General features: G+C 72.5%; 25 protein-coding genes. 20 read left to right on the top strand and 5 right to left on the bottom strand.

What is annotated here, in order from left to right; genetic code table 11:
- Window positions 1–173 precede the first annotated feature (173 nt).
- The 4 genes from mfd to AB0I42_RS03795 all read left to right on the top strand — a co-directional run bounded on the left by mfd (window position 174) and on the right by AB0I42_RS03795 (window position 7,305).
- Window positions 174–3,797, top strand: coding sequence for a transcription-repair coupling factor (gene mfd / locus AB0I42_RS03810; RefSeq protein ID WP_357534130.1), 3,624 nt, complete (start codon window positions 174–176; stop codon window positions 3,795–3,797).
- Between the two features lie 73 nt (window positions 3,798–3,870).
- A complete protein-coding gene (locus AB0I42_RS03805; protein WP_357533901.1) occupies window positions 3,871–4,572 on the top strand; it encodes a hypothetical protein in 702 nt (233 codons plus the stop codon).
- Between the two features lie 4 nt (window positions 4,573–4,576).
- Complete coding sequence (locus tag AB0I42_RS03800; protein WP_357533899.1) at window positions 4,577–5,590, top strand: nucleoside triphosphate pyrophosphohydrolase; 1,014 nt, start codon at window positions 4,577–4,579, stop codon at window positions 5,588–5,590.
- A gap of 107 nt (window positions 5,591–5,697) precedes the next feature.
- Window positions 5,698–7,305, top strand: coding sequence for a DUF885 domain-containing protein (locus AB0I42_RS03795; protein WP_357533897.1), 1,608 nt, complete (start codon window positions 5,698–5,700; stop codon window positions 7,303–7,305).
- A 126-nt stretch (window positions 7,306–7,431) separates the two neighbouring features.
- Here AB0I42_RS03795 and nudC read toward each other — a convergent pair whose 3' ends face one another.
- Window positions 7,432–8,334, bottom strand: coding sequence for an NAD(+) diphosphatase (gene nudC / locus AB0I42_RS03790; RefSeq protein ID WP_357533896.1), 903 nt, complete (start codon window positions 8,332–8,334; stop codon window positions 7,432–7,434).
- A gap of 32 nt (window positions 8,335–8,366) precedes the next feature.
- The gene (locus tag AB0I42_RS03785) at window positions 8,367–9,059 is read right to left on the bottom strand and encodes a hypothetical protein (protein ID WP_357533894.1); all 693 of its coding nucleotides are present in this window, start codon (window positions 9,057–9,059) and stop codon (window positions 8,367–8,369) included.
- A 340-nt stretch (window positions 9,060–9,399) separates the two neighbouring features.
- Between AB0I42_RS03785 and eno the strand changes: the two genes are divergently transcribed.
- The 3 genes from eno (at window position 9,400) to AB0I42_RS03770 (ending at window position 12,023) form a co-directional block, all read left to right on the top strand.
- Window positions 9,400–10,683, top strand: coding sequence for a phosphopyruvate hydratase (gene eno / locus AB0I42_RS03780; RefSeq protein WP_357533892.1), 1,284 nt, complete (start codon window positions 9,400–9,402; stop codon window positions 10,681–10,683).
- Window positions 10,684–10,765: 82 nt separating this feature from the next.
- Window positions 10,766–11,404, top strand: coding sequence for a septum formation initiator family protein (locus tag AB0I42_RS03775; protein WP_357533889.1), 639 nt, complete (start codon window positions 10,766–10,768; stop codon window positions 11,402–11,404).
- Window positions 11,405–11,459: 55 nt separating this feature from the next.
- Entirely contained in the window at window positions 11,460–12,023 is a 564-nt protein-coding gene (locus AB0I42_RS03770) for a DUF501 domain-containing protein (protein ID WP_357533888.1), read from the top strand.
- Here AB0I42_RS03770 and AB0I42_RS03765 read toward each other — a convergent pair.
- Window positions 12,004–12,738, bottom strand: coding sequence for a hypothetical protein (locus tag AB0I42_RS03765; protein WP_357533886.1), 735 nt, complete (start codon window positions 12,736–12,738; stop codon window positions 12,004–12,006). The two genes, AB0I42_RS03770 and AB0I42_RS03765, sit on opposite strands and share 20 nt — an antisense overlap.
- Before the next feature lie 121 nt (window positions 12,739–12,859).
- Here AB0I42_RS03765 and AB0I42_RS03760 point away from each other — a divergent pair, with 121 nt between their 5' ends.
- Both AB0I42_RS03760 and AB0I42_RS03755 read left to right on the top strand, forming a co-directional pair.
- Window positions 12,860–13,363 carry an amino-acid N-acetyltransferase gene (locus AB0I42_RS03760; RefSeq protein ID WP_357533884.1) on the top strand — a complete coding sequence of 168 codons (504 nt, stop codon included), beginning with the start codon at window positions 12,860–12,862 and terminating at the stop codon, window positions 13,361–13,363.
- A 56-nt stretch (window positions 13,364–13,419) separates the two neighbouring features.
- Window positions 13,420–14,343 carry a Ppx/GppA phosphatase family protein gene (locus tag AB0I42_RS03755; protein ID WP_357534128.1) on the top strand — a complete coding sequence of 308 codons (924 nt, stop codon included), beginning with the start codon at window positions 13,420–13,422 and terminating at the stop codon, window positions 14,341–14,343.
- A 30-nt stretch (window positions 14,344–14,373) separates the two neighbouring features.
- Here the strand turns inward: AB0I42_RS03755 and AB0I42_RS03750 are convergent, their stop codons facing one another.
- A complete protein-coding gene (locus AB0I42_RS03750) occupies window positions 14,374–15,498 on the bottom strand; it encodes an IS630 family transposase (protein ID WP_357533882.1) in 1,125 nt (374 codons plus the stop codon).
- A 116-nt stretch (window positions 15,499–15,614) separates the two neighbouring features.
- Window positions 15,615–16,043 carry a hypothetical protein gene (locus tag AB0I42_RS03745; protein ID WP_357533881.1) on the bottom strand — a complete coding sequence of 143 codons (429 nt, stop codon included), beginning with the start codon at window positions 16,041–16,043 and terminating at the stop codon, window positions 15,615–15,617.
- A 78-nt stretch (window positions 16,044–16,121) separates the two neighbouring features.
- Between AB0I42_RS03745 and AB0I42_RS03740 the strand changes: the two genes are divergently transcribed.
- The 11 genes from AB0I42_RS03740 to AB0I42_RS03690 all read left to right on the top strand — a co-directional run bounded on the left by AB0I42_RS03740 (window position 16,122) and on the right by AB0I42_RS03690 (window position 25,675).
- Window positions 16,122–16,454 carry a PadR family transcriptional regulator gene (locus tag AB0I42_RS03740; RefSeq protein ID WP_357533879.1) on the top strand — a complete coding sequence of 111 codons (333 nt, stop codon included), beginning with the start codon at window positions 16,122–16,124 and terminating at the stop codon, window positions 16,452–16,454.
- 144 nt (window positions 16,455–16,598) lie between these two features.
- On the top strand, window positions 16,599–17,603 hold the full coding sequence (locus AB0I42_RS03735) for a hypothetical protein (RefSeq protein WP_357533877.1): 1,005 nt from the start codon (window positions 16,599–16,601) through the stop codon (window positions 17,601–17,603).
- A 156-nt stretch (window positions 17,604–17,759) separates the two neighbouring features.
- Window positions 17,760–18,200: a hypothetical protein gene (locus tag AB0I42_RS03730; RefSeq protein WP_357533875.1), complete on the top strand. Its 441-nt coding sequence runs from the start codon at window positions 17,760–17,762 to the stop codon at window positions 18,198–18,200.
- 174 nt (window positions 18,201–18,374) lie between these two features.
- The gene (locus tag AB0I42_RS03725) at window positions 18,375–19,070 is read left to right on the top strand and encodes a dienelactone hydrolase family protein (protein ID WP_357533873.1); all 696 of its coding nucleotides are present in this window, start codon (window positions 18,375–18,377) and stop codon (window positions 19,068–19,070) included.
- 53 nt (window positions 19,071–19,123) lie between these two features.
- Window positions 19,124–19,864, top strand: a complete 741-nt coding sequence (locus tag AB0I42_RS03720; protein ID WP_357533872.1) for a uracil-DNA glycosylase — start codon at window positions 19,124–19,126, stop codon at window positions 19,862–19,864.
- An 8-nt stretch (window positions 19,865–19,872) separates the two neighbouring features.
- On the top strand, window positions 19,873–20,586 hold the full coding sequence (locus AB0I42_RS03715) for a DUF4129 domain-containing protein (RefSeq protein ID WP_357533871.1): 714 nt from the start codon (window positions 19,873–19,875) through the stop codon (window positions 20,584–20,586).
- A gap of 144 nt (window positions 20,587–20,730) precedes the next feature.
- Window positions 20,731–21,300 carry a hypothetical protein gene (locus tag AB0I42_RS03710; protein ID WP_357533869.1) on the top strand — a complete coding sequence of 190 codons (570 nt, stop codon included), beginning with the start codon at window positions 20,731–20,733 and terminating at the stop codon, window positions 21,298–21,300.
- Complete coding sequence (locus AB0I42_RS03705) at window positions 21,297–22,319, top strand: MoxR family ATPase (protein ID WP_357533867.1); 1,023 nt, start codon at window positions 21,297–21,299, stop codon at window positions 22,317–22,319. Before AB0I42_RS03710 ends, AB0I42_RS03705 begins: the two co-directional genes overlap by 4 nt.
- Before the next feature lie 14 nt (window positions 22,320–22,333).
- Entirely contained in the window at window positions 22,334–23,674 is a 1,341-nt protein-coding gene (locus tag AB0I42_RS03700; RefSeq protein ID WP_357533866.1) for a DUF58 domain-containing protein, read from the top strand.
- Window positions 23,674–24,231, top strand: coding sequence for a hypothetical protein (locus AB0I42_RS03695; RefSeq protein WP_357534126.1), 558 nt, complete (start codon window positions 23,674–23,676; stop codon window positions 24,229–24,231). Before AB0I42_RS03700 ends, AB0I42_RS03695 begins: the two co-directional genes overlap by 1 nt.
- Window positions 24,232–24,340: 109 nt before the next feature.
- The gene (locus tag AB0I42_RS03690) at window positions 24,341–25,675 is read left to right on the top strand and encodes an NAD(P)/FAD-dependent oxidoreductase (protein ID WP_357533864.1); all 1,335 of its coding nucleotides are present in this window, start codon (window positions 24,341–24,343) and stop codon (window positions 25,673–25,675) included.
- Window positions 25,676–25,706 lie beyond the last annotated feature (31 nt).

Genomic DNA, 25,706 nt, shown 5'->3' with positions numbered 1-25,706 from the left:
CGATCAGGCGTAGCGGCGTGAGGCAAGCGGTTATCGTGCGGCGGTCCCGGATCCGGCGGGGATAGGCTGGTCGGGCACGCTTCGACCCCCGCCCCTACCGGGCGCGGGGGCGCTCGCGCGTGCCTCCACGATCCGGTGCCTCCCCGTGCCACGCGAGGAAGTGACGTCCCATGATGCTCTCCGGTCTGCTCACCGCCGCCCTCGGCGACAAGGGGCTCGCCCGTGCCCGTGACCTGGCCCGGGCCGGCTTCGGCCAGGCCGACGACCTCGACGTGACGGCACCGCCGGCGCTGCGCCCGTTCGTCGTGGCCGCGATGGCCGCCACGGCTGACCGCGGCGGGGCGGACCGGCCGGTGCTGGCGGTCACCGCGACCAGCCGGGAGGCCGACGACCTGGCCGCCGCGCTGCACAGCCTGCTGCCGCCGGAGCAGGTGGCGGTGTTTCCGTCGTGGGAGACGCTGCCGCACGAGCGGCTGTCGCCGCGGTCGGACACCGTCGGCCGGCGGCTGGCGATCCTGCGCCGGCTCACCCACCCCGAACTGGGCGACCCGCTGAAGGTGGTCGTCGCCCCCGTACGGTCGGTGCTCCAGCCGCAGCTCAAGGGGCTCGGTGACCTGGAGCCGGTCGAGGTTGCCGTGAAGGGCGAGGCGTCGCTCGACGACATCGTACGGCGGCTGACCGACATGGCGTACGCCCGGGTCGACCTGGTCACCAAGCGTGGCGAGTTCGCCGTGCGGGGTGGCATCCTCGACGTCTTCCCGCCGGTCGACGAGCACCCGTCCCGGGTCGAGTTCTGGGGCGACGAGATCGAGGAGATCCGCACCTTCGCCGTCGCCGACCAGCGCACGATCGAGGCGGTCGACCGGCTGCATGCCCCGCCGTGCCGGGAACTGCTGCTCACCCCGAAGGTCCGGGCCCGGGCGGCCGAGCTGGCCGAGCAGCACCCGGAGCTGGCGGAGATCCTGGAGAAGCTGGCCGAGGGCATCCCGGTGGAGGGGATGGAGTCGCTGGCCCCGGCCCTGCTCGACGGCACCGGCGCGATGGAGTTGCTGCTGCACCGGATGCCGGCCGGCACCCACGTACTGCTCTGTGACCCGGAACGGATCCGCACCCGCGCCCACGACCTGGTCCGTACGTCGGCGGAGTTCCTGGAGGCGAGCTGGGCGGCGGCCGCGGTCGGCGGCCAGGCCCCGATCGACCTGGGCGCGGCCGCGTTCCGGACGCTGGCCGAGGTGCGCGCCACCGCCGCCACGCTGCGCCAGCCGTGGTGGTCGGTGGCGCCGTTCGGCCTGGTCGAGGGCGAGGCGGCGGCCGGCGAAGCACAGCCGTGGCTGGACGAGCCGGAGGAGGTGGCCGTCACCCCGGACACGAGTGACGCGATCACCCTGGCCGCCCACCCGACCCAGCTCTACCACGGCGACACCGGCCGGGTCGTCGACGACCTGAAGCGCTGGGTCGGTGACGGCTGGGCGGTCGCGCTGGTCTTCGAGGGGCACGGTCCGGCCCAGCGGTCGGTCGAGGTGCTGCGCGACGCCGGGCTCGGCGCGGTGCTCACCGAGACGATCGAGCGGCCGCCGGCCGCCGGTCAGCTCGTCGTCGCCTGCGGCGCGTTCAACCACGGCTTCGTCGACGAGGCGGCCCGGCTCGCCGTACTCACCGGCAACGACGTCACCGGTGGCCGGGGTGCGTCGACCCGCGACATGCGCAAGATGCCGAGCCGGCGGCGCAACACCATCGACCCGCTGGAGCTGAAGGCCGGCGACCACGTGGTGCACGAGCAGCACGGCATCGGCCGCTACGTCGAACTGGTGCAGCGCACCGTCAACGGCGCCGAACGCGAATACCTGGTCATCGAGTACGCCGCCTCCAAGCGCGGTCAGCCGGGTGACCGGCTCTTCGTCCCCACCGACCAGCTCGACCAGCTCTCCCGCTACGTCGGCGGCGAACAGCCCACCCTGCACAAGATGGGCGGCTCGGACTGGCAGAAGGCCAAGGCCCGGGCCCGCAAGGCGGTCCGCGAGATCGCGGCACAGCTCATCCAGCTCTACGCCGCCCGCAAGGCGTCCAAGGGCCACGCGTACGGGCCGGACACCCCGTGGCAGCGGGAGCTGGAGGACGCGTTCCCCTACACCGAGACGCCGGACCAGCTCGCCGCGATCGAAGAGGTCAAGCGGGACATGGAGCAGCAGTCGCCGATGGACCGGCTGATCTGCGGCGACGTCGGCTACGGCAAGACCGAGATCGCGGTACGGGCGGCGTTCAAGGCGGTCCAGGACGGCAAGCAGGTGGCGGTGCTGGTGCCGACGACGCTGCTCGCCCAGCAGCACTACAACACGTTCGCCGAGCGGATGAGTCAGTTCCCGGTGCAGATCCGGCAACTGTCCCGGTTCCAGACGCCGAAGGAGGCCGAGCAGACGCTGACCGCCGCCGCGGAGGGCAGCGCCGACATCGTCATCGGCACCCACCGGCTGCTCCAGTCGGCGACCCGGTTCAAGCAGCTCGGCATGGTCATCGTCGACGAGGAGCAGCGCTTCGGCGTCGAGCACAAGGAACACCTGAAGACGCTGCGTACGGCGGTCGACGTGCTGACCATGTCGGCCACCCCGATCCCGCGCACCCTGGAGATGGCGATCACCGGCATCCGGGAGATGTCGACGATCGCCACCCCGCCGGAGGAGCGGCACCCGGTGCTGACGTTCGTCGGGGCGTACGACGACAAGCAGGTCGCCGCGTCGATCCACCGCGAGCTGCTCCGTGACGGCCAGGTCTTCTACCTGCACAACCGGGTCGAGTCGATCGACCGGGCGGCCCGCCGGCTGCGTGAGCTGGTGCCGGAGGCCCGGGTCGCGGTGGCGCACGGCCAGATGGGCGAGGACGCCCTGGAGAAGGTCATGGTCGGCTTCTGGGAGAAGGAGTACGACGTACTGGTCTGCACCACGATCGTCGAGTCCGGCATCGACATCCCGAACGCGAACACGCTGATCGTGGAGCGGGCCGACCTGCTCGGCCTGGCCCAGCTGCACCAGATCCGGGGCCGGGTCGGCCGGGGCCGGGAGCGGGCGTACGCCTACTTCCTCTACCCGCCGGAGAAGCCGCTGACCGAGCACGCGCACGAGCGGCTGGCCACCATCGCCCAGCACACCGAACTCGGCGCCGGCATGTACGTGGCGATGAAGGACCTGGAGATCCGGGGCGCCGGCAACCTGCTCGGCGGCGAGCAGTCCGGGCACATCGAGGGGGTCGGCTTCGACCTCTACGTCCGGATGGTCGGCGAGGCGGTGCAGCAGTTCAAGGGCGAGCGGCCGGAGGAGGAGGTCGACGTCAAGATCGACCTGCCGGTCGACGCGCACCTGCCGCACGACTACGTCGGCGTGGAGCGGCTGCGTCTGGAGATGTACCGCAAGCTCGCCGAGGCCCGCGACGACAACCGGCTGCGCGAGGTGGTCGCCGAGATGACCGACCGCTACGGCACCCCGCCGGAGCCGGTGCAGAACCTGGTCGCGGTGGCCCGGTTCCGGCTGCTGGCCCGCGCGTACGGCCTGACCGACGTCTCGTTGCAGGGCCGGCACCTGCGGTTCGGCCCGCTGCCACTGCCGGACTCCAAGCAGATGCGGCTCAAGCGCTACCACCCGGACTCGGTCTACAAGTCGGCGACCGACCAGGTCAGCGTGCCCCGGCCGACCACCCGCCGGATCGGCGGCGAGCCCCTGCGTGACCAGGCACTGCTGGACTGGTGCGCCCAGTTGCTCAAGGATGTCCTCGGCGACCCGGCCGGGGCCCGCCGCGAGAACGCGTGAGAGAGTGTCGACCATGCAGCGTGCCCGTCGTCTGGTGTCGATAGCAGTCATTGCCGCCCTTGGACTCGGCGGGATGACCGCCTGCCGGTCGCAGCCGGGCGTCGCCGCGTACGTCGGCGACGGCCACATCACCGAGAAGCGGGTCGACGCGCTCTACAACGACGCGCTCGACCAGCTGACCGCCGCGATCGAGCAGCAGCGGGCCGCCCAGCCGGAGCAGACCGAGGGACCGACCCCGACCGAGGTCACCCTGCCGATCACCCGGCAGGACATCGTGGTGACCCTGCTCGGCATCGACGTGCTCGGCGGGCTCGCCCGGGAGAAGGGCCTGACCGCGACCCCGATCGCGGTCGAGCAGGTCGTGCAGCAGCTCCGGCTGCCGCCGACCGCGGAGTTCACCCAGCGGTTCGCCGAATACGAGGGCTACGTGCAGGCGCTGGTCGGCGCCTCGCAGCCGGTCGAGCCGAGCGAGGCCGACCTGCGCGACGTCTACGACCGGCTGGCGAAGGGTGGCGGCTTCCGCGACCCGGCGCCGACCTTCGAGGAGTTCGTCGCCACCCTCGGCACGCAGGACCGCCAGACGCTGTCGCAGAGCATCGGCCTGCGCGACGAGGTCTTCGCGCAGGTGCGGAAGGTCGACGCGACGGTCAACCCCCGGTATGCCCCGGCCCAGCTCGCGCTGGTCACCTTCCAGGGCCCCGACGGGCAGCCGCAGCCGCTGGTGATCCTGCCGTTCGAGGCGAAGACCGCCGAGCCCGCGGTCATCAACCGCTGACCGCATGGCGCGGATCGTACTGCTGGTCACCTCGCCCCGGCTGCCGGCCGGTCTGCTGACGGCGGCGGCGTGGGACGTCGTACGCGCCAATCCGGTCTTCGCCGGGGCGGACGGTGAGATGGTCACGGCGGTGCGCGCGGCGGGCGCCGAGGTCACCGTCACCGAAGACCCGGCGGCCGACCTGCTGGCGGTGGCCGCTTCCGGCCGTACGGTGGTCTGGCTCGCCGGCCCGGCCGGTGACCAGGCGCTGGCCCGCGAGCTGGGGCTGCGCCTGGTCCGCGAACCCGGCCTGGCCGAGCTGGAGCTGATGTACGGCTCGTGGGACCCGCCCGGGGCCCGGCTGCTGGACGCGGTGGCCGTGATGGACCGGCTGGCGTCACCCGGCGGCGACCCGTGGAAGCGGGCGCAGACGCATGCCAGCCTGGCCCAGTTCCTGCTCGAGGAGTGCTACGAGGCGTACGACGCGATCGAGGCCGGTGACCTGGACGCGTTGCGCGAGGAGCTGGGCGACGTCCTGCTCCAGGTGGTGCTGCACGCCCGGCTCGCGCAGGAGCGGCCCGAGGGCGAGCGGTGGAACGTCGACGACGTGGCCGGCGGCCTGGTGGAGAAGATGATCCGCCGCAATCCGCACGTCTTCGCCGGCCGCACGGTCGAGGACATCGACGAGATCGTCGACAACTGGGAGCAGATCAAGCGGGCGGAGAAGGCCCGTGGTTCGGCCATGGACGGGATCGCGCTCGCCCAGCCGGCGCTGGCCCTGACCGCGAAGATCCTGCAACGGGCGGAACGGGCCGGCGTCGCGGTGCCGCTGCCGACCGGTGGCCCGACCCCCGAGCCCGCCGCCGCGGCGGCGGCGCCGGACGCGTCGGTCGCCGAGCACGGCCTCGGAGTGGAACTGCTGGCGATCGTGGCGCGGGCGCGGGCCGAGGGGCTGGACGCGGAGGCGGCCCTGCGCCGGACGGCGCTCGCCTACGCCGAGGCGGTACGCGCCGCCGAACGTTCCCCAAGATCCGCCTGATCAGGGGGCGGACGCCGCGACACGCCGGCGACCCGCCCGAACAGCTCCCTGATCACGGGGATCGTGGAGGGCGGCGGGGCACGCGGCGCTTGTCGTAGGTTGGCGGGATGCCGCAGTTCGCTCCGCTCGCCGACCGGATCGTCGAAGCGCTCCTCGACAGTGACCCCGCCCTCGCCTCGTCCGCCGGTGACCATCGGGCCGACGACCGGCTGCCCGACCTGTCCACCGACGGTGTCGCCGCCCGGCTCGCCATGCTGCGCGAGGCCGGCAACGCGCTCGCCGAGGTCGACGTCGACCCCCTCGACCGGCAGGAACAGGTCGACCACGCCATCCTGACCGCCCTCGTCGAGCGCCAGACGTTCGAACTGACCGAGGTACGCACCCACGAGTGGGATCCGCTGAAGCACAACCCGGGGCCGCTGCTCTACGCGCTGCTGGCCCGCCCGTTCGCCCCGGTCGACGTACGGCTGGCGAGCCTCGCCGGCCGGCTCGCCGCCGTACCCGACGCCCTCGCGGCGGCCCGGGCGACCCTGCGGGACGTGCCGCGTATCCACGCCGAGACCGCCGCCGGCCAGTTCGCCGGCACGGCGGCGCTGGTCCGCGACGAGCTGCCGGCGCTGCTCGACCAGGCGCCCGGCCTGCGCGACCGGCTGGAACCGGTCGCCCGCGACGCGGTCACCGCGCTGGAGGACTTCTCCGCCTGGCTCCGGGTCGACCGCGGTCCGGGCCGCGATCCGCGGCTCGGCCGGCGGCTGTGGGAGGCCCGGCTCTGGCACACCCTCGACACCGAGCTGCCCGCCGCCGAGGTGCTGCGCCGGGCGCGGGCCCACCTGGCGGAGGCGGGGGAGGAGTTGCGCGCGGCAGCGGCCGAGCTGGTCGGTGGGCCGGCCACCGACGAGACCGTACGGCGGGCCCTGGACCAGCTCGGCGCCGAGCACCCCGACGACGCGTCGATCGTGGCCGCGGCGGCCCGGTCGCTGGCCGCGACGACGGAGTTCGTGGCCGGTCACGACGTGGTGTCGCCGGTCACCGATCCGTGCGTCATCCAGCTGATGCCGGAGTTCGCCCGGGGCGTCGCGGTCGCGTACTGCGACCCGCCCGGTCCGCTGGAGACCGCCGACGTGCCGACCCTCTACTGCATCGCGCCCCCACCGTCGGACTGGCCGGCGGAGCGGGTCGAGTCGTTCTACCGCGAATACAACAACCACATGATCGAAAACCTGACCGTCCACGAGGCGATGCCCGGCCACTTCCTGCAACTGGCCCACGCCCGGCGGTTCCGGGGTACGACCAGGGTCCGGGCGCTGGGCTGGTCGGGCCCGTTCGTGGAGGGCTGGGCGGTCTACGCCGAGCAGGTGATGACCGAACTCGGGTACGGCGGCCTGCCGGTGCGGCTCCAGCAGCTCAAGATGCGGCTGCGGATGTCGATCAACGCGATCCTCGACCAGCTCGTGCACTGCGAGGACCTGTCCGAGGCCGACGGGATGGCGCTGATGACCGGGCCGGGGTTCCAGGAGGAGGGTGAGGCGGCCGGCAAGTGGCGGCGGGCCCTGCTCACCTCGACCCAGCTCTCGACGTACTTCGTCGGCTACACCGAGGTCGCCGAGATCGGCGCGCGGCGGCCGGCCGGCCGGACCCGGCGCGAGTGGCACGACGCGATGCTCGCGCACGGCTCGCCCCCGCCCCGCCACCTCCGCACCCTGCTGGACCTCTGACCCACCCAAGATCCGCGTGATCAGGGATCGAATCGACCGTGTCGCCGGCGTGCCGGGGTACGAACTCCCTGATCACCCGGATCTTGGCCCGGGCGGCCGGCGGCCGCCCGGCCGGTGGGCGAGCGGTCAGGCCGGCGGCGCGCTGCGGACGGCGTCGTCGATCAACCAGCGGGAGATCGAGTACGCCGGCGGGATCTCCGCCGGCAGCCGGTCGAGCGGGAACCAGCGGGCGTCGGCGAGTTCGGTGCCGTCGACGACCGGTTCGGCGTCGGCGGCGCAGACCGCGTGGAAGCCGGCGAGCACCACCCCGGGACCGGACATCGCCCACGGCTGGCTGCCGAAGTAGGTGACCCGGTCGACCGTGAGCCCGACCTCCTCGCCGACCTCCCGGTGCACCGCCTCTTCGAGCGACTCGCCGGCCTCGACGAACCCGGCGACCAGGGCCCAGATGTCGGTCGGCCCGTACGTGTGCCGGACCAGCAGCAGTTCGTCGGCACCGCCGGCCGGGCCGGGCCTTCGGATCGCGGCCAGGATGGCGGGGGAGAGTTGCATCGGCACGTAGAGCGAGCAGGACGGGCAGCGGCGTGCGTGTTCGCCGGGCACGTCGGCCAGTTCGGTCGCGCAGGCGCCGCAGAACCGGTGGGTGCGCCGCCAGGTCATCACCTGGAGTGCCCGGCTGGCGAGTGCGGCGTAGGGCTCGCCCAGTTCGGCGGCGAGCGCCGGCCAGCCCAGCCAGTGACCGAGGTCGTCCCCGGCGGGTTCGGGGCGGGCACCGTCCCGGCCGGTGCCGGTGGCCGGGAGGTGGGTGGCCGGGGCGGTTTCGGACCCGGTCGGCACGCCGGCCCAGACCCGGGCGCCGTCGAGGGTGCCGAGCGGGATCCATTCGGTGCCGGCCGGCAGGTCGCGTACGGCGGGAAAGCCGCCCGCCGCGCCGACCAGCAGCTTCCGGCCGTCGACCAGCAGGCAGAGGTCGTCCGGCAGGGCGGGACCGGTGCCCAGGGCGTCGGGGACGAACCGCCCACGCACCACGGACCCGACCGGCGGGCGTGGCGGCGGCACGGTCATGGGTGGCCGGCGCGCCGGTCGACGACAGTGGCCTCGGCGGGTACCTCGAAGGCGTCCGGGGCGACCGCGTCGCGCAGCCGGCTCATCGCGAGTTCGACCGGCTTGCCCTCGACCACCCCTCGGAAACTGCCGAGTACGCCCTCGGTGGTGACGCAGGCGGTGAAGTCCGACGCGGCCACCTCGCCGACCTTGACGCAGGTGGCGTGCCGGCCGGCGACCGTGGTGTCGGTCTGCTCGATGACCGCGTCCGGGTCGAGCGCGGCCGTGGTCAGCATGTTGATCACCATGGTCGGGGTGACCAGCCCCTGGTTGCCCGCGTTCTGGAAGACCGTGATGGCGGGCTTGGCGCTCGGCGACGGCGGCGGCGTGATGGTGCAGGTGGTGCGGTCCTCGGTGACGCAGATGACGGTCGCCTCGTCGGTGACGGTGAGCTTGCCGCCGGGGTAGGTGTAGGCGGCCCGGACCGGCTTCTGTGCCTGGACGATGCTCGCCGTCTGGCCGCCGGCGATCTGGTAGTCGGCCGAGTACGTCAGCTCGGTGGACCGGTCGAGCCGGGCGGCGAGATCGTTCACCAGCTCGGCGCGGTCGATCACCTGCCCGGCGTCGCCCAGCGTCTGGCACCCGGAGAGCAGCATCACGGCGACTAGCGATCCCACGAGGACGCGGGGCAGGGACGGGTGGGCCGGCATGGCCCCCAGCCTTGCCGATGGGGCGAAGTCCGCGCAAACCGGTTCCCGCAATATGTGACCCTGGTGGCTAAATGTCGGAAAGCTGACTCATGCGGGTTGCGTACCCGCGGCCCCGGAGGCGACGCCCGGCCGCCAACCGACGCCCGATACGCTGCCAGTGAACGCCCAGCCACGCTGTCCCGGGCCGCAGAGCCGACCGCAACGGCCGGACGCTGCCAGGCCGTGCCGCCGTGGCGGGAAAGTAGGCTCAGCCGCACCGTCGCGGCCCGACCGGTAAGCCCCGGCCGTGCCGAAGCGGCCCAGGGGACTCGTAGGAACCCGACAACGAGGAGCGACCACAGTGGCCACCATCGAGGGGATCGTCGCCCGGGAGATTCTCGACTCGCGCGGCAACCCGACCGTCGAAGTCGAGATCGGGCTGGACGACGGCACGATCGCCCGCGCCGCCGTGCCGTCCGGCGCGTCCACCGGCGCGTTCGAGGCGGTAGAGCTGCGCGACGGCGTGAAGGACCGCTACAACGGCAAGGGCGTCGAGAACGCGGTCGCCAACATCGAGGACCGCATCGTCGAGCAGCTCCTCGGCTACGAGGCCAGCGAGCAGCGGCTGATCGACCAGAAGCTGCTCGACATCGACGGCACCGCCGACAAGTCGGAGCTGGGCGCGAACGCGATCCTGGGCGTGTCGCTGGCCGTGGCGAAGGCGGCGGCCAGCAGCGCCGAGCTGAGCCTCTTCCGCTACCTGGGCGGCCCCAACGCCCACCTGCTGCCGGTGCCGATGATGAACATCCTCAACGGTGGGGCACACGCCGACTCCAACGTCGACGTGCAGGAGTTCATGATCGCCCCGATCGGCGCGCCGACCTTCCGCGACGCGCTGCGGTCCGGCGCCGAGGTCTACCACGCCCTCAAGGCCGTCCTGAAGAAGAAGGGCCTGTCCACCGGGCTCGGCGACGAGGGTGGCTTCGCGCCCGACCTGCCGTCCAACGCCGCCGCCCTCGACCTGATCGCCGAGGCGGTGCAGGCCGCCGGCTACCAGCTCGGCACCGACATCGTGCTGGCGCTCGACGTCGCCGCGACCGAGTTCTACAAGGACGGGTCGTACGTCTTCGAGAGCGCCCAGAAGAGCGCCGACGAGATGGTCAACTACTACGCGAAGCTGGCCGAGGCGTACCCGATCGTGTCGATCGAGGACCCGCTGGCCGAGGACGACTGGGCCGGCTGGTCGGCGATGACCGCCTCGCTCGGCAGCAAGCTGCAGATCGTCGGCGACGACCTCTTCGTCACCAACCCGCAGCGCATCGCCCGGGGTATCGCGGAGAGCGCCGCCAACGCGGTGCTGGTCAAGGTCAACCAGATCGGTTCGCTGACCGAGACCTTCGACGCGGTCGAGCTGGCCCACCGCAACGGTTTCCGGACCATGATGAGCCACCGCTCCGGCGAGACCGAGGACACCACGATCGCCGACCTGGCGGTGGCCACCGGCAGCGGCCAGATCAAGACCGGCGCACCGGCCCGTTCCGAGCGGGTCGCGAAGTACAACCAGCTCCTGCGGATCGAGGAGGAGCTGGCGGACGCGGCGCGCTACGCCGGAGCCGGCGCGTTCCCGCGATACCGTTCTGCGTAGCATCCCGTCGATCCCCGTGGTCATGGCGGGTAGCCGGCCACGACCACGGGGTCACGGAGCACCTCGGGGAGGGGGCGCGACGATGGCGCAGCGCCGCACACCAAGCGGTCAGGGCCCGGCCCGCCGGCCGGGCCAACCGGGCCGGGGCACGACCCGCCGCACCGGCCGGCCGGCCGCCCGTGACTTCGGCGTACGCGTCGACGCGCGGGGCGGATCCGGCCGTACGCCGGGAACCGGCCGGACCACCGACGGGCCGCGTTCGGCCAGCCGGCCGGCCGCCGCCCGGCGGGCCGCCGCCGGCGGTGCCGCCAAGCGCACGACCGCACAACAGCCGCGCCGGATCACCGGCCGGGCGACGGTCCTGATCGCGGTCCTCGTCGCGCTCGCCCTGGCCTACACCTATCCGGTACGCCTCTACCTCAGCCAGCAGTCCGACATCGCCCGGATCGAGGCGGCGCAGGCGGCCCAGCGCGAGCACATCGACGAGCTCGCCGAGCGGGCCGAGCTGTGGCAGGACCCGGAATACGTCAAGACCGAGGCCAGGAAGCGGTTCTACATGGTCATGCCGGGTGAGGTGCCAATGGTCGTCCTGACCGATCCCGAGGGGGCGGCCCGGGACGCCGGCGTCGAGCCGGCCGGCCCGCCCGCAGACCCTGCACCCTGGTACGACACGCTGTGGGCGAGCATCCAGGCGGCGAACGACGAAGGCCAGCATCCGTGAGCGCGAGGAGTGCAGCGCAGCGGAGCCCCGCAGTCGTGAACAAGAGGAAGACGGCATGACGGTTGAGCCACCCGCGGAAGCGGCCGCCGCGGCCGTACCGCCGCCGGTGCGGGAACCGGCGACCGAGGCCGACCTGGCCGCTGTCGGCGCGCAGCTCGGCCGGCCGCCGCGGGGTACCCGCGCGGTGGCCCACCGGTGTCCGTGTGGGCTGCCGGACGTGGTCGAGACGACGCCCCGGCTGGCCGACGGCACCCCGTTCCCGACGCTGTTCTACCTGACCTGCCCGCGGGCGACGGCCGCGTGCAGCCGGCTGGAGTCGGCCGGCGTGATGAAGGAGATGGCGGAGCGGCTGGCCGATGACCCGGAGTTGGCGGCCCGCTACCTGGCCGCCCACCACGACTACCTGGCCCGGCGGGAGGCGATCGGCGAGGTGCCGGAGATCGCCGGGGTGTCCGCCGGCGGTATGCCGGGCCGGGTCAAGTGCCTGCACGTGCATCTCGGCCACGCGCTGGCCGCCGGCCCCGGCGTCAACCCGTTCGGCGACGAGACGCTCGAACTGGTCGAGCCGTGGTGGACCGGCGGCCCGTGCGTCGACGTGCCTACGACTGGATCACACTGACGTCGACGATCTCCGCGCCGGCCGGCGGGGCGAACGCGGATCCGTCGACCCGGTCGGAGTAGCCGCTGAGTTCGAGCGAGGCCTTCTCGCCCGTGTCGGTGGTGCCGTTGAACGCCGCGAGTACGCCCGACTCGGTCACGCAGACCGAGAAGTCCTGCGCCACCGTGTCGGCCCCGGCGTTGGGGTCCTTGATCCCGGTCACGTCGGCGCACAGTGACTTCTGGCCGGCGATGGTCCGCTCGGAGGTCTCGACGTCGGCGTCGGGAACCAGCGCCGCGAGGGCGACCATGCCGAGCGCGATCTCTGGGGTGATGAAGCCGGGTCCGGCCACTCCCGCGAGGAGGGCCGGATCGCCGGTGGCGGCGGCGTGGTTGGGGGCCTTCTGGCAGGTGACCCGACCGGCCGTCGGGCCGCAGAAGATCATGTGTTCCGGTGTGAAGATCATGCGGCCGTCGCCCTTGACGGTCGCGGTGTTCGGCGGCTGCTGCACGTAGCTGACCGTGTCGCTGTCGCTGCCCTCGATCCGGTATTCGGCGGTGTAGGTGAGGCCGGCTGCCTTGCCGAGCCGGTCGGAGAATTCCGACAGGACGCCGGCGGTGTCCACCACGTTCCGGACGGTGTCGATGACGCCGCAGCCGAGCGAGCCGACGGTGAGGACGACGGCGGCCGGGATGGCGACGAAGCGCGCGGCGAAGGGTGCGCGGGGCGTTGTCATGCTCTCACTGTCGGCTTCGATCGGCCGCCGTCGACATTCGCGGTGCGGGCCCGACACGAATCCGGGATTCCGGACCGCCCCGGCGGTTCGGCCCGGAACCGGCGGTCCTAGTTTGGTGGGCATGGATTTCGTCGTACGCCGGGCGCGTACCTCGGACGTGCGGGTCATCCGCCGTTTGATCGACACCTACAGCGGTGGCCGGCGGATGCTCAGCAAGGCCACGGTCACCCTTTTCGAGGACATCCAGGAGTTCTGGGTGGCGGTTCGGACCGAGGACGGGGCGGTCGTCGGCTGTGGGGCGCTGCACGTCATGTGGGAGGACCTGGCCGAGATCCGTACCGTCGCTGTCGACCCGGACTGCCGGGGCATGCGGATCGGTCACCGGATCGTCGACGCCCTGCTGGCCACCGCCCGCGAACTCGGGGTGGCCCGGGTCTTCGTGCTGACCTTCGAGACGCGCTTCTTCGGCTCGTTCGGGTTCGTCGAGATCGACGGGGCGCCGGTGCCACACCAGGTGTACGAGCAGTTGCTGCGCTCGTACGACGAGGGGGTCGCCGAGTTCCTCGGCCTGGAGCGGGTCAAGCCGAACACGCTGGGCAACGTACGGATGCTCCTGCACCTGTGACGGCGGGCCGGCGCGCCGGGCTCGACGTGACCTCGTAGGGTTGCGGCGTGACGAGAGTGGCGGCGATCGACTGCGGTACGAACTCGATCCGGCTCCTGGTGGCCGACCTGCCCGGGCCGGACGCCCCGCCGGGCGCGCCGCTGGTCGACCTGATCCGGCAGATGGAGATCGTGCGGCTCGGCCAGGGCGTCGACCGCACCGGCCGGCTGGCTCCGGAGGCGATCGAGCGCACCCGGGCGGCGCTGGTCGGCTACGCGGAGCGGATCGAGTCGCTCGGCGTCGACCGGGTACGCATGTGCGCCACGTCGGCGTCCCGCGACGCGTCGAACGCCGACGACTTCCGGGCCATGGTGCTCGACACGCTCGGGGTGGCGCCGGAGGTGGTGACCGGTGTCGAGGAGGCACGGCTGTCGTTCACCGGGGCCGTACGTGGGCTGCCCGCCGATGCCCGGCCGCCGTACCTGGTCGTCGACATCGGCGGCGGTTCGACGGAGTTCGTCGTCGGCGGTGCCGAGGTCGAGAGCGCGGTCTCGGTCGACATCGGCTGTGTCCGGATGACCGAGCGGCACCTGCACGGAGATCCGCCGAGCGCGGCCCAGGTCGCGGCGGCCGAGGCCGACATCGCCGAGGCGGTCGACCGGGCGCTGGCCGTCGTACCGGGTAGGGAGGCCGCGACGCTGGTCGGCCTGGCCGGTTCGGTCACGACCGTGGTCGGCATCGCGCAGGAACTGCCCGAGTACGACCCGGCCCGCATCCACCACGCCCGGGTGTCGTACGAGGCGGTGGCGAAGGTGACGGCCGACCTGCTGACCCGGTCGGCGGCCCAGCGGATGGAGATCCCGGTGATGCACCCGGGCCGGGCCGACGTGATCGGTGCGGGGGCGCTGGTGCTGCGGGGGATCATGGAGCGGGCCGGGATGACCTCGGTGGTGGCCAGCGAACACGACATCCTCGACGGCATCGCCTGGAGCCTCGCCTAGTGCTGTGACCGGAAACGTTGGCCGGGTTGGTCAGGCCACTGCCCGGTCGGTGGTCTGGCCCCAGCGTCGTTGGCGTTCGGAGCGGATGCGGGCGCGTTCGCGGCGTTGGGCGGCCAGGATGTCTGGGTGGCGGGCGTTGGCGTTACGCCAGCGTAGGTAGTTGTGCAGGGCTTGGGTCGCGACCGGGTGGTTGGGATGGTTCGATCCGGCGACGACGAACATCCGTAGCGGTCCGAAGTGCGCCTCGATCGGGTTGGCCCAGGACGAGTAGGTCGGGGTGAAGCACAGCTCGACCTTGTTGCGTGCGGCCCAGGCCCGGATCGTCTTGCCCTTGTGCGCGGACAGGTTGTCCAGGATCACGTAGATCGGGGCGCCGTCCGGCCGCGCCCTGCGGATCGACTTGAGCGCGGCCAGGGTGTTCCCGGCGGACTTGCGGCGCCGCACGACGCCCCACATGGTGTCGTCGCCGACGCTGTAGCAGGCATGGAACTGCCGCACGCCGTGCAGCTTGTGGTAGTTGCCGGGCAACCGGTCCGGATGCCCGGCCGGCGTCCACGACGCGCCGGCGTGCGGCCTGATGCTCAACGGGCCGAATTCGTCGAAGGCGAAGACGCGGTCCGGGAACGCGGTGGTCACCGCCTCGATCCGAGCGAGCTTCGCCTCGGCGTTCGGGTCGTTGGTCTCCTTCCAGGTCCTGGTTCGCTGGAGCGTGATGTCGTGCCGGTGCAGGAACTCCCGCAGCCGTTCCCGGCCGACGACCACGCGGCGCGGACCGCGGTTGTGGGCCAGGTAGTCGGCGAGTTTGCGCAGGCTCCACCGGGTGAACGGCTGACCGAGCGCCTGGGGTCTGGTACGGGCCGTCGCGACGATGAACGCTTCGTCGTCTTCACTGATCCGGCGGGGACGGCCACCCGCCCACCGAGGGTCCAGGCAGGCCAGACCGATCTTGTTGAACCGGTGGATGACCTCACGGATCGCGTCCTCGTCGCCCTGGACCAGACGGGCGATCGCCGGGACGGTGTTCCCACTGGCCGAGGCCATGATGACCATCGCCCGTCGCAGCCGGATCGGTGATCCCGTCCCACGCCGCACGATCTGTTGTAGTCGCCGGCCCTCGTCATCGGTGAGCCGGCGCGCCCGAACAGGATCTGCCATCCCGACAGCCTGAACCCCGCCCGACACCGAACCGGTAACGCTGACCGGCGTGTCACCCAACCCGGCCAACGTTTCCGGTCACAGCACTAGTTGGGCGGGGCGGGCGCCGGATCGGCTCAGCCGGAGCGGCGCATCTCCGCGCGGAACTGTTCGCGCGGCTCTGCCTCGTCCCGTGACCACCACCAGCCGTAGCTGACCGCGCCCGGCTGCGGAACGGTGAGCGTGATCCGGGCGACCATCGGCCCCTCGTAGGCCGTGAACTGGTTGGGTGCGGTCTGCGCGAAGCGCACCACGCCGGGAAGTTTCAGGCAGGCGACGTGGAGTTCGGGCCGGCCGCCCTCGCCGACCACGAGCACGGTGTGTTCGACGTGCTGGAGGCCGTCGCGGTCGCTGGTCGCCTCGTAGTCGAGGATCAGGGCCCGCCCGTGCACCGCCGAGGTGACCGCCATCCGGGCCACGAACGGGCCGCTTTCGGGGCCGTCGCCCCGGCCCCGGTAGACGCCGGGCGCGGCGGCGAGGCGGCTGAGGAGTTCGTTGGCAGGCACGGCGTCAGATTAGCGGCAACACGCCAGCGGGTAGCGCGCGGTTGACGCTACTGTGTAATGCGAAGTAGCGTTCGGCCCGTGGACACCACCCAGTTGCTCAAGGGCGTGCTGGATCTGGCCGTACTCGCCGTGCTCAGGGATGAGGACGGCTACGGTTACGACATCCTGCGCCGGCTGCGTGCCGCCGGGCTCGACGAGGTGGGCGACGCCTCGGTCTACGGCACCCTGCGCCGCCTCTTCCAGTCCGGTTTCCTGACCACCTACGTCGTACCGAGCGAAGAGGGGCCGCACCGCAAGTACTACTCGCTCAACGCCGCCGGCCGCGACCAGCTCAACCGCAGCGCCAAGGTCTGGCGCGAATTCGCCTCCACAATGGACACCTTGCTGGACGATCGGGGGATGGCGGCATGACCGAGCCGCGCGAGGGAATCAGTTGGCTCAGGTTGCAGTCATGCGGCTGCCGAGCGGAGCGAGGTGCCGCATGAGTGAGCGGAGCGAGCGAATCAGTTGGCTCAGATTGCAGTCATGCGGCTGCCGAGCGGAGCGAGGTGCCGCATGACCGTCATTAGTGGACCGGAGATCACTCGCTACGTGGAGCAGGTGCGGGCGGCGCTCGCCGACCTGCCACCGGCGGTTCGCGACGAGTTGCTCGAAGACCTGCCGGAGCATCTCGCGGAGATCGCCGCCGAGGGGGAGGGGCCGCTGGCCGACCGGCTCGGCTCGCCGGCCGCGTACGCCGCCGAACTGCGGGCTGCCGCGAACGTCCCGGTCAAGGGGCCGGCACCCAACCTCGACGACCGGATCGCCGGGGTGGTCCGCCGGACCCGGGGGCAGATCAGGGCCGCCGACACCCGGCTCGGCCCGTTGATCGGCTACTCGCAGGTCTCCGACTTCCTGCGGCTGCTGCGGCCGGCCTGGTGGGTGCTGCGGGGCTATCTCGCCGCGATGCTGGTCGCGTTCTTCGTCAACGATGGCAGCCTGTCACTGGTTCCGATAGTGGACGGCACGATCTTCGGCACCCTGTTCCTGATCGTCGCCTTCGTGGTCGGCTCGATCTGGCTCGGCCGGCGTGGCCCCGACCGCCTGGGCCGGTGGCAGCGGCGCGGGCTGCACGCCGCCGGGATCGTGGTGGCTGTCTTCGGCTTCGTGGCACTCGTCGACTCCGACCCGCCGCCGACCTACTACCAGCCCACGTACGGCGACCCCTATTCCGAGGTCCGCGACGTGTACGTCTACGACGAGCAGGGTCGGCTGATCCAGAATGCCCGGCTGCTCGACCAGGACGGCCGGCCGATCCGGCTCGGCCGTGCGTGGTGCGAGGAGGCCATGCGGGCGGAAATGGAGGGAAGTCCAAAGCGGACCTACCCGTACTGCCCGGAGGGCGCCCCCATCAAGCCGTTCAGCACGGTGCCGGAAGCGCCGACGCCGACGCCGACGTCGGTGCCGTCGGAAGCCGCGCCGACCGACCCGGCGCCGACCGGGCCGGACCCGTCGCCGACCGCGACGGCCGATCCGTCCCCGGCTACGCCTGATGTGCCGGAGCCCACGGCGACCGGCTGAAGGGGCCCGGATCGCCCTAAATGATCAACTGTTCGGTCGGGTCAGGTCGACCGGCCGTATCGATCATGTCGATTCCGTGGAATCGGGTCGATGATTGTCGGTGGTCCCCGTTACGGTGTCGCCTGCCAGATCAACCCCCATGGAAGGAAACCCTCCGTGTCTGAGCAGGTTGCACCGCCGCCCCCGCCGCCGGCCGGTGCCCCCAACCCCTCGATGACGCCTCCTCCGCCGCCGGCCCCGCCGTCGCGCGGCAAGGCGTTCCTCGGCGGCATCGCCAAGCAGATCATCGGCGTGGTCGTGGTTCTCGTCGTGATCGCCGTCGGCGGCTTCATCTGGAACAACCTGACCGGCGCCCCGTCGACGGCCAACGTCGGCGAGTGCCTGATCGGCCAGGACGAGGATTCCCTCAAGACGATCGACTGCGGCGACCCCACGGCCGAGTGGAAGGTCGTCGGCAAGATCGAGGGCAAGACCGAGGCCGAGGCTCGTGACGTCGAAACCGTCTGCGCCGCCCACCCGACCACCCAGGTCAACTACTGGGAGGGCAAGCCGGGCGGTAAGGGCGACGTGCTCTGTATGGAGCCGGCCGCCGGGTAAGAACCGCCAACCGGTTCGATGAAGCCGGCGGCGACGGGGCACACCTCGGGTTAAGAGGAGGTGTACGCCACGTCGCCGCCGGCTTCCGCGTTCCTGTCCGGCATGACAGGCTGACGGCCACGCAAGACCACTGTGCGACCAGCCAACGATGACTGACCGACAGGAGGACGGCCGATGGGCGAAATGGTGAGTTACCGCAGCAACGGCGGGACCAGTGAGGGCTACCTCGCCCTGCCGACAGGCGAGCGGTCCTCTGCCGCCCCGGCCGTCATCGTCATCCAGGAGTGGTGGGGCCTGGTGCCGCACATCACCTCGATCGCCGACCGGTTCGCCGAGGCCGGATTCGTGGCCCTGGCACCCGACCTCTACCACGGCAAGTCGACCAGCGAGCCCGACGAGGCCGGCAAGCTCATCATGGGTCTGGCGATGGACCAGGCGGCCAAGGACATCGGCGGTGCCGCCGACTATCTGGCGCAGCGGCCGGAGGCCAACGGGCGGGTCGGCACCGTCGGCTTCTGCGCCGGGGGCAGCCTCGCGCTGTGGTCGGCGACCCTGTCCGACCGGATCGTGGCGACCGCCGGGTTCTACCCGGTCCTGCCGTGGGAGCGGATGCGTCCGGAGTGGACGGACTACGCCGGCAAGGCGGCGGTCATCCACTGCTCCGAGGAGGACGGCACGTCGGCGGCCGAGGGCGTGGTCACGGCATCACGCGCCATCGAGGCCGCCGGTGGCGAATGCGCGGTCTACGACTACCCCGGTACCCGGCACGCGTTCTTCAATGACGACCGGCCGGAGGTCTTCGACCGGGCGGCCTCGGCCAGCGCCTGGGCCCGTACCTTGGAGCTTTTCCGCACCAGACTCACCGCCTGATCGGACCCGGCCCCGGTCTGGCAGCATGGGGCGGGTCGAGCAGGGGAGGGTACGTGGTGAGTCGTACCGCTGTGGACGTCGTCGCCGGCGCCCGGCGTGCCGGGGACCTCGCCGCACTCGACGCCGCGGTGGCCGACTGCTTCGCCTGCCCCCGGCTGGTCGAGTGGCGCGAAGAGGTCGCGACGACCAGACGGGCGGCGTTTCGCGACCAGGTCTACTGGGGCCGTCCGGTGCCGGGCTTCGGGGCCGGCGACGCCAAGATCGGCATCCTCGGTCTCGCGCCGGCCGCGCACGGCGGCAACCGCACCGGTCGGATCTTCACCGGTGACCGCTCCGGCGACGTGCTTTTCGCCGCGCTGCACCGCGCCGGGCTGGCGAACCAGCCGACCAGCCTGGCCCGCGACGACGGCCTCACCGTGCGGGGCACCCGGATCTTCGCGGCGGTGCGGTGCGCGCCGCCGGACAACAAGCCCACCCCGGCCGAACGCGACACCTGCGCGCCGTGGCTGCACCGGGAGATCGAACTGATCAGGTCGACCCTGCGGGTCGTGGTCGCGCTCGGCGCGTTCGCCTGGGCCGCGTGGTGGCCGGCCATGACCCGGGTGTACGGCGTACGCCCGCCCAGTCCACGCCCGGCGTTCGGGCACGGCGCGCACTGGTCGCCGCCGGCGCCGGTCCCGCACCTGCTGGGCTGCTATCACGTCAGCCAGCAGAACACCTTCACCGGACGGCTCACCCCGGCGATGCTCGACGAGGTGTTCGGCCGGGCGAAGACCCTCGCCGGGCTGGATTGAGGGCCACCATGGATGCCAACTCGTTGCGCCGGCTCTGGCCGCTGGCAGTCGTCGCGCTGCTGCTCGCGGTGACGGCGGTCGCCGCCGGCCATTCGTCGCTCGAGTTCAGCCGCGTCGAGCCGACGGTCGACAACGACGTCGTACCGGGGCTGCCCGACTACTCGCAGGAGCGGGAGCTTCCGTCCTTCCCGCCGGAGCCCAGCGCGGTCGCCCCGGCCGAACCCACCGAACTGCCGGACTGGCTGGCCCCGTTGGCCGCCACCCTGTGTGTGCTCGCCGTCGTGGTCGCGGTCGGCCTGCTGGTGTGGGCGATGCTGCGGGACAGGCTGGGTCGCCGGACCCGTCGCGTCCGGCCGGACGCGCCACGACGGGCCGCCGGCCGTACGGCCGAGGAGGTGGTCGCCGCCGTCGACGCCGGCCTGGTCGACCTGTCCGACGCCGACGCCGACCCGCGGCGCGCGGTGATCGCGTGCTGGTTGCGGCTGGAGCAGGCCGCCGCCGCGGCGGGTGTACGGCGTGAGGTCGGCGACACCCCGACCGACCTGGTGACCCGGTTGCTCAGCGGCAACCGCGGGGTCAGTGCCGACGTGCTCGGCCCGTTCGCCACCGTCTACCGGGAGGCGCGCTACGCCACCCGTACCGTCGACGAGCGGATGCGTACCCAGGCCCGAGCGGCCCTGCAACGGCTCCGCGGCGAACTCACCACGGAGGTAAAGCCGTGAGCGAGCGGAGTGAGCGAACCGGTCGGCTCAGTTCCAGTCACGCCGTCACCGAGCGGAGCGAGGGGGCGGGGTGAGCGAGTGGAGTGAGCGAACTGGTCGGCTCAGTTCGAGTCACGCCGTCACCGAGCGCAGCGAGGGGGCGGGGTGACCGGGGCGAGTATCGACGACCTGCTCCAGCACGAGGAGGAGCCACCACCCCGGCTTCGGCGGGACCGGTCGGGGCTGCGGCTGTGGCTGCGTACGGTGGCCATCGCCGCCGCCTGCACCGCCGTGACGCTCTTCGGGCTGCGGTTGTTCGGGTTCGCGGTGCCGATGGTCGCCGTCTTCGCCGGCTTCCTGGCGCTGCTCGTGCTGCGCCAGGTCACCGCGCGGCTCGCCCCGCCGGCCCCGGTGCGGCCGCTGCTACGGGAGGACGACGGCGCCTACAACTGGTCCGCGCAGGATGCCCTGCAGACCGCGGTCGGCCGGTGGGAGACCGTGCTGGCGCGGGCGCAGAACGACCCGGAGCGGTTCAACCAGGTGGTGCTGCCGGCGCTCGGTGAGCTCGTCGACGAACGGTTGCGGCAGCGGCACGGTTTCACCCGGGCGACCGACCCGGAACGGGCCCGCGCGCTCCTGACCGATCCACTGTGGAAGTTGCTGACCACTCCGGCCCGGCGCAAGCCCAGGCCGGCCGACATCGCGGCGGCCGTCGCGCAATTGGAGAAGACATGACCGGTGGGGACGCCGTATCCGGAGGCCGGCAGGCGGGCGGGATCGCCGTACCCGATGTGGGCCGCATGGCGCGGGCGGTGCTCGACTCGGTCGGCACGGTCGTGGTCGGCAAGCAGGATGCCCTCGAACTCGTGCTCGCCGGCATTCTCGCCGGTGGGCACGTGCTGCTGGAGGACCTGCCCGGTCTGGGCAAGACGCTGACGGCGCGGTCCTTCGCCCAGGCGCTCGGGCTCGACTTCCGCCGCCTGCAGTTCACCCCGGACCTGCTGCCCGCCGACGTGACCGGCTCGTTCCTCTACGACCAGAGCAAGGCCGACTTCACCTTCCGCGCCGGCCCGGTATTCACCAACCTGCTGCTCGCCGACGAGATCAACCGGACGCCGCCGAAGACGCAGGCGGCGCTGCTGGAGGCGATGCAGGAGAAGCAGGTGTCGGTGGAGGGCGTCACCTACCGGCTCGACGCCCCGTTCCACGTGCTCGCCACCGCCAACCCCATCGAGTACGAGGGCACCTATCCGCTGCCGGAGGCGCAGCTCGACCGGTTCCTGCTCCGCGTCTCGTTCGGTTACCCCGACCGTGAGCAGGAGTGGGACATCCTGCGCCGGCGGATGTCCCGCCAGCGCGAGGAGGCCGATCTCGAGCCGGTCGTCGACGCCGCCGCCCTGCTCGCCATGCAGGCCGCCCTGGAGACGGTCGTGGTCGAGGACTCCATCGGCCGGTACATCGTCGATCTGACCGCGGCGACCCGCGAGCACGCGTCGGTCCTGGTCGGTGCGTCGCCGCGTGGTTCGCTGGCCCTGCTGCTGCTGGCCCGGGCGAAGGCCGCGCTCGCCGGCCGTGACTACGTCATCCCGGAGGACGTCAAGGAGGTCGCCGTTCCGGCGCTGGCCCACCGGATCACGCTGCGTCCGGAGATGTGGCTGCGCCGGGTCGACCCGTCGTTCGTCGTCGACGAGGTGCTGTCCAGCACGCCGGCCCCGGCCAGCGGGGCACTGCCGACGTACGCGGCCGGCTTCTGATGCTGCGGCCCGCGGTGCCGGGCGCGCAAGCCGTGCCCGACCACGACCCCACCGACCAGCCGGACTGGACCCCGACCCGGGCGCTGCGCCGCGCGGTGTTGCTGGTCGGGCTGCTGCTCGTCGCCGGGGTTCTGCTGGGCCGGGTCGACCTCGTCGTGCTGGCGACTCCGTTCGCGCTCGGCACCGCGTGGGCGTTGCGCCGCCGGCCCGCCGATCCGCCCCGGCTGCGGATCGAGGCCGGCGACAGCCATCTGGTCGAGGGCGGGCCGGTCACCGGTACGGTCACCGTCGGCAACCACGACACCGTCGGGTACGACCTGGCGGTGGTACGCACACGCACGTCGCCCTGGCTGCGGATCGAGCGTGGCGACCGGCCGCATGCGATCGCCGTACCCGGCGGCGGCGAGGTCGACGTCGAACTGCGCGGCGAGGCGCTGCGCTGGGGACGCCAGCCGCTCGGCCCGGCCGGGGTCCAGGTCGCGGCCGCCGACGGTCTGGTGGTCGGCCGGCCGGTGATCGCCGAGCCGCGGGGCGTGCCCGTCTATCCGGTCACCGACCCGTTCGACGCCGACGAGGCGATGCCCCGGGCCGCCGGGCTCGTCGGCGGGCACCGGTCCCGGCGGCCGGGCGAGGGCGGCGAGTTGGCCGGCGTACGGATCTTCGGGCCGGGTGACCGGCTGCGCCGGATCGACTGGCGGGTGTCGCTACGGACCCGGCAACTGCACGTCGCCTCGACGCTGTCCGACCGCGACGCCGAGGTGGTGCTGCTGCTCGACGTGCTCGCCGAGGCCGGCCGGTCGGGCGGGATCAAGGGCAGCCCGTCGGTGCTCGACACGACGGTGCGGGCCGCCGCCGCGGTCGCCGAGCACTACCTGCACCGCGGCGACCGGGTGTCGCTGCTGGAGTACGGTCCGGCCGCCCGACGGTTGCGCCCGGCCACCGGCCGCCGGCAGTACCTGACCGTGCTCGAATGGCTGCTCGACGTACGCGCCGAGTCCAGCCCGTACGAGCCGTACGACCAGGTCTTCGGCCCGCACGTGCTGTCGTCGGACGCGCTGGTGGTGGTGCTCACCCCGCTCGTCGACCCGAGGTCGGCGGAAATGCTCGCCCGGCTGGCCCGGTCCGGCCGGTTCGTGGTCGCCGTCGACACCCTGCCGGACTCGGCGGTCCCGCCGGGCCGGGGCCAGTGGAGCGACATCGCGCACCGGTTGTGGCGCCTCGACCGAGACAACACCATCGGCCAGCTCCGTGAGCACGGCGTGCCGGTCGTCGCCTGGGCCGGTGCCGGCAGCCTCGACCTGGTGCTGCGCGACGTGGCCCGGCTCGCCTCCGCACCCCGGCCGGTGCACCGGTGATCAGCTCGATCGTCGACCGGTTCCGGTCGGTCCGGACCGTGGTCACCCGGGCGACGCTGCCGCCGCTCGGGGTGCGCGGCGGCATCCTGCTCACCGGGATCGTGGCGCTGGTGCTGGCCTACCCGGCGCAGATCTTCCTCAGCCGCTTCGTCTTCGCCCTGCTGGCCGCCGCCGTCCTGCCGGTGCTCGCCCCGAGAGGCCGGTGGGCGACCCTCTTCGCGGTCGTCGCGGTCGGCGGCTGGGTGCTGTCCACCAGCCGGTACGGCGAACCCGTCGCCCTGTGGCGGCTGCTCGGCCTGGCCACCTTCCTCTACCTGCACCACACGCTGTGCGCGCTCGCCGCCGTCCTGCCGTACGACGCGGTCGTCGCCCCCGAGGTGTTCACCGGCTGGCTGTTCCGGGCCGGGGCGGTGGTGCTGGCCTCGGCGGTGCTGGGAATCCTGCTGCTGTCCGCCGCCGGTTGGGGCGGCGGGCGTACCTTCCTGGCCGTCGCGCTGGCCGGCCTCGCCGTCGCGGTCGGGGTGGCGGCGCTCCTCGCCCGCCTGCTCCGCCGCTGACGCCGGCGGGGCGTGACGGCCGACACGGAGCGACGTCACACCGTTGTCCTCGGTCACATTGGCCGGGATCGGCGGCATAACCGGCGGCCGGCAGGAGAAAGATGGGGGTGTGAAAACGCAGCGGATTTTGGTGGTGGGCGCCGGTCACGTCGGGCTCTACGCGGCCCTGCGCCTTTCGAAGAAGCTCGGGTCGCGCGAGGCCGAAGTCGTCGTCGTCGACCCGCAGCCCCACATGACCTATCAGCCGTTCCTGCCCGAGGCGGCGGCCGGCAACATCTCGCCGCGGCACTCCGTGGTGCCGCTGCGCCGTGAACTTCGCAAATGCCACATCGTCGCCGGCACCGTCACCCGGGTCGAGCACGCCCGCAAGACCGCGACCGTGCAGCCGATCATCGGGCCGGCCCGTGAGATCCCGTACGACCACATCGTCGTCGCCCCCGGCGCGGTGTCCCGTACCCTGCCGATCCCCGGCCTGCGCGAGCACGGCATCGGGTTCAAGACCATCGGTGAGGCCATCTACCTGCGCAACCACGTGCTCGACCGACTGGACGTGGCGGCCGCCACCGCCGACCCGGAGACCCGCCGAAGTGCGTTGACGTTCGTCTTCGTCGGCGGCGGCTACGCCGGCATCGAGGCGCTGGCCGAGATGGAGGACATGGCCCGGGACGCGCTGAAGTACTACCCGGAGCTGAAGGCCGAGGACATGCGCTGGGTGCTGGTCGAGGCGACCCAGCGGGTGCTGCCCGAGGTCGACCGGGACATGGGTGCGTACACGGTCGAGGTGCTGCTCAAGCGGGGCATGGACATCCGGCTGGACACCCGGCTGGAGTCGTGTGTCGACGGGCTGGTGAAGCTCTCCGACGGCGACGCCTTCCGCGCCGACACCATCGTCTGGACCGCCGGCGTCAAGCCGTCGCCGATGCTCGACAACACCGACCTGCCGCGCGACGAACGCCGGCGGGTCACCTGCCTGCCGACGCTGCAGGTGGTCGACGGGGACACGGTCGTCGAGGGTGCCTGGAGCGCCGGCGACTGCGCGGCCGTACCGGACCTGACCGGTCCGCCCGGGGCCTTCTGCTCGCCGAGCGCGCAGCACGCCGTACGGCAGGCGTCGCGGCTGGCCGACAACATCCGGGCGGTGATCCGGGGCCGGGAGCCCGTCGAGTACAAGCACAAGCACGCCGGCAGCGTCGCCAGCCTCGGCCTGCACAAGGGCGTCGCCCAGGTCTACGGGATCAAGCTCAAGGGCCTGCCGGCCTGGTTCATGCACCGGACGTACCACATGAGCCGGATCCCGTCGCTGAACCGCAAGGTACGGGTCGTCGTCGACTGGACGCTGGCCTTCTTCCTGCGCCGCGAGGTGGTCGCGCTCGGGCAGTTGCACGACCCGCGTGAGGAGTTCCTGGAGGCGACACCCCGGCTGGACGCCGACAGCCGGGCCTGACGCTCCACCTGACCCCGGGCGCCGACCGGCG

The organism is Polymorphospora sp. NPDC050346, assembly GCF_040655695.1.
Lineage (GTDB): Bacteria > Actinomycetota > Actinomycetes > Mycobacteriales > Micromonosporaceae > Polymorphospora > Polymorphospora lycopeni.
This window is presented reverse-complemented; position numbering and strand designations above follow the sequence as displayed.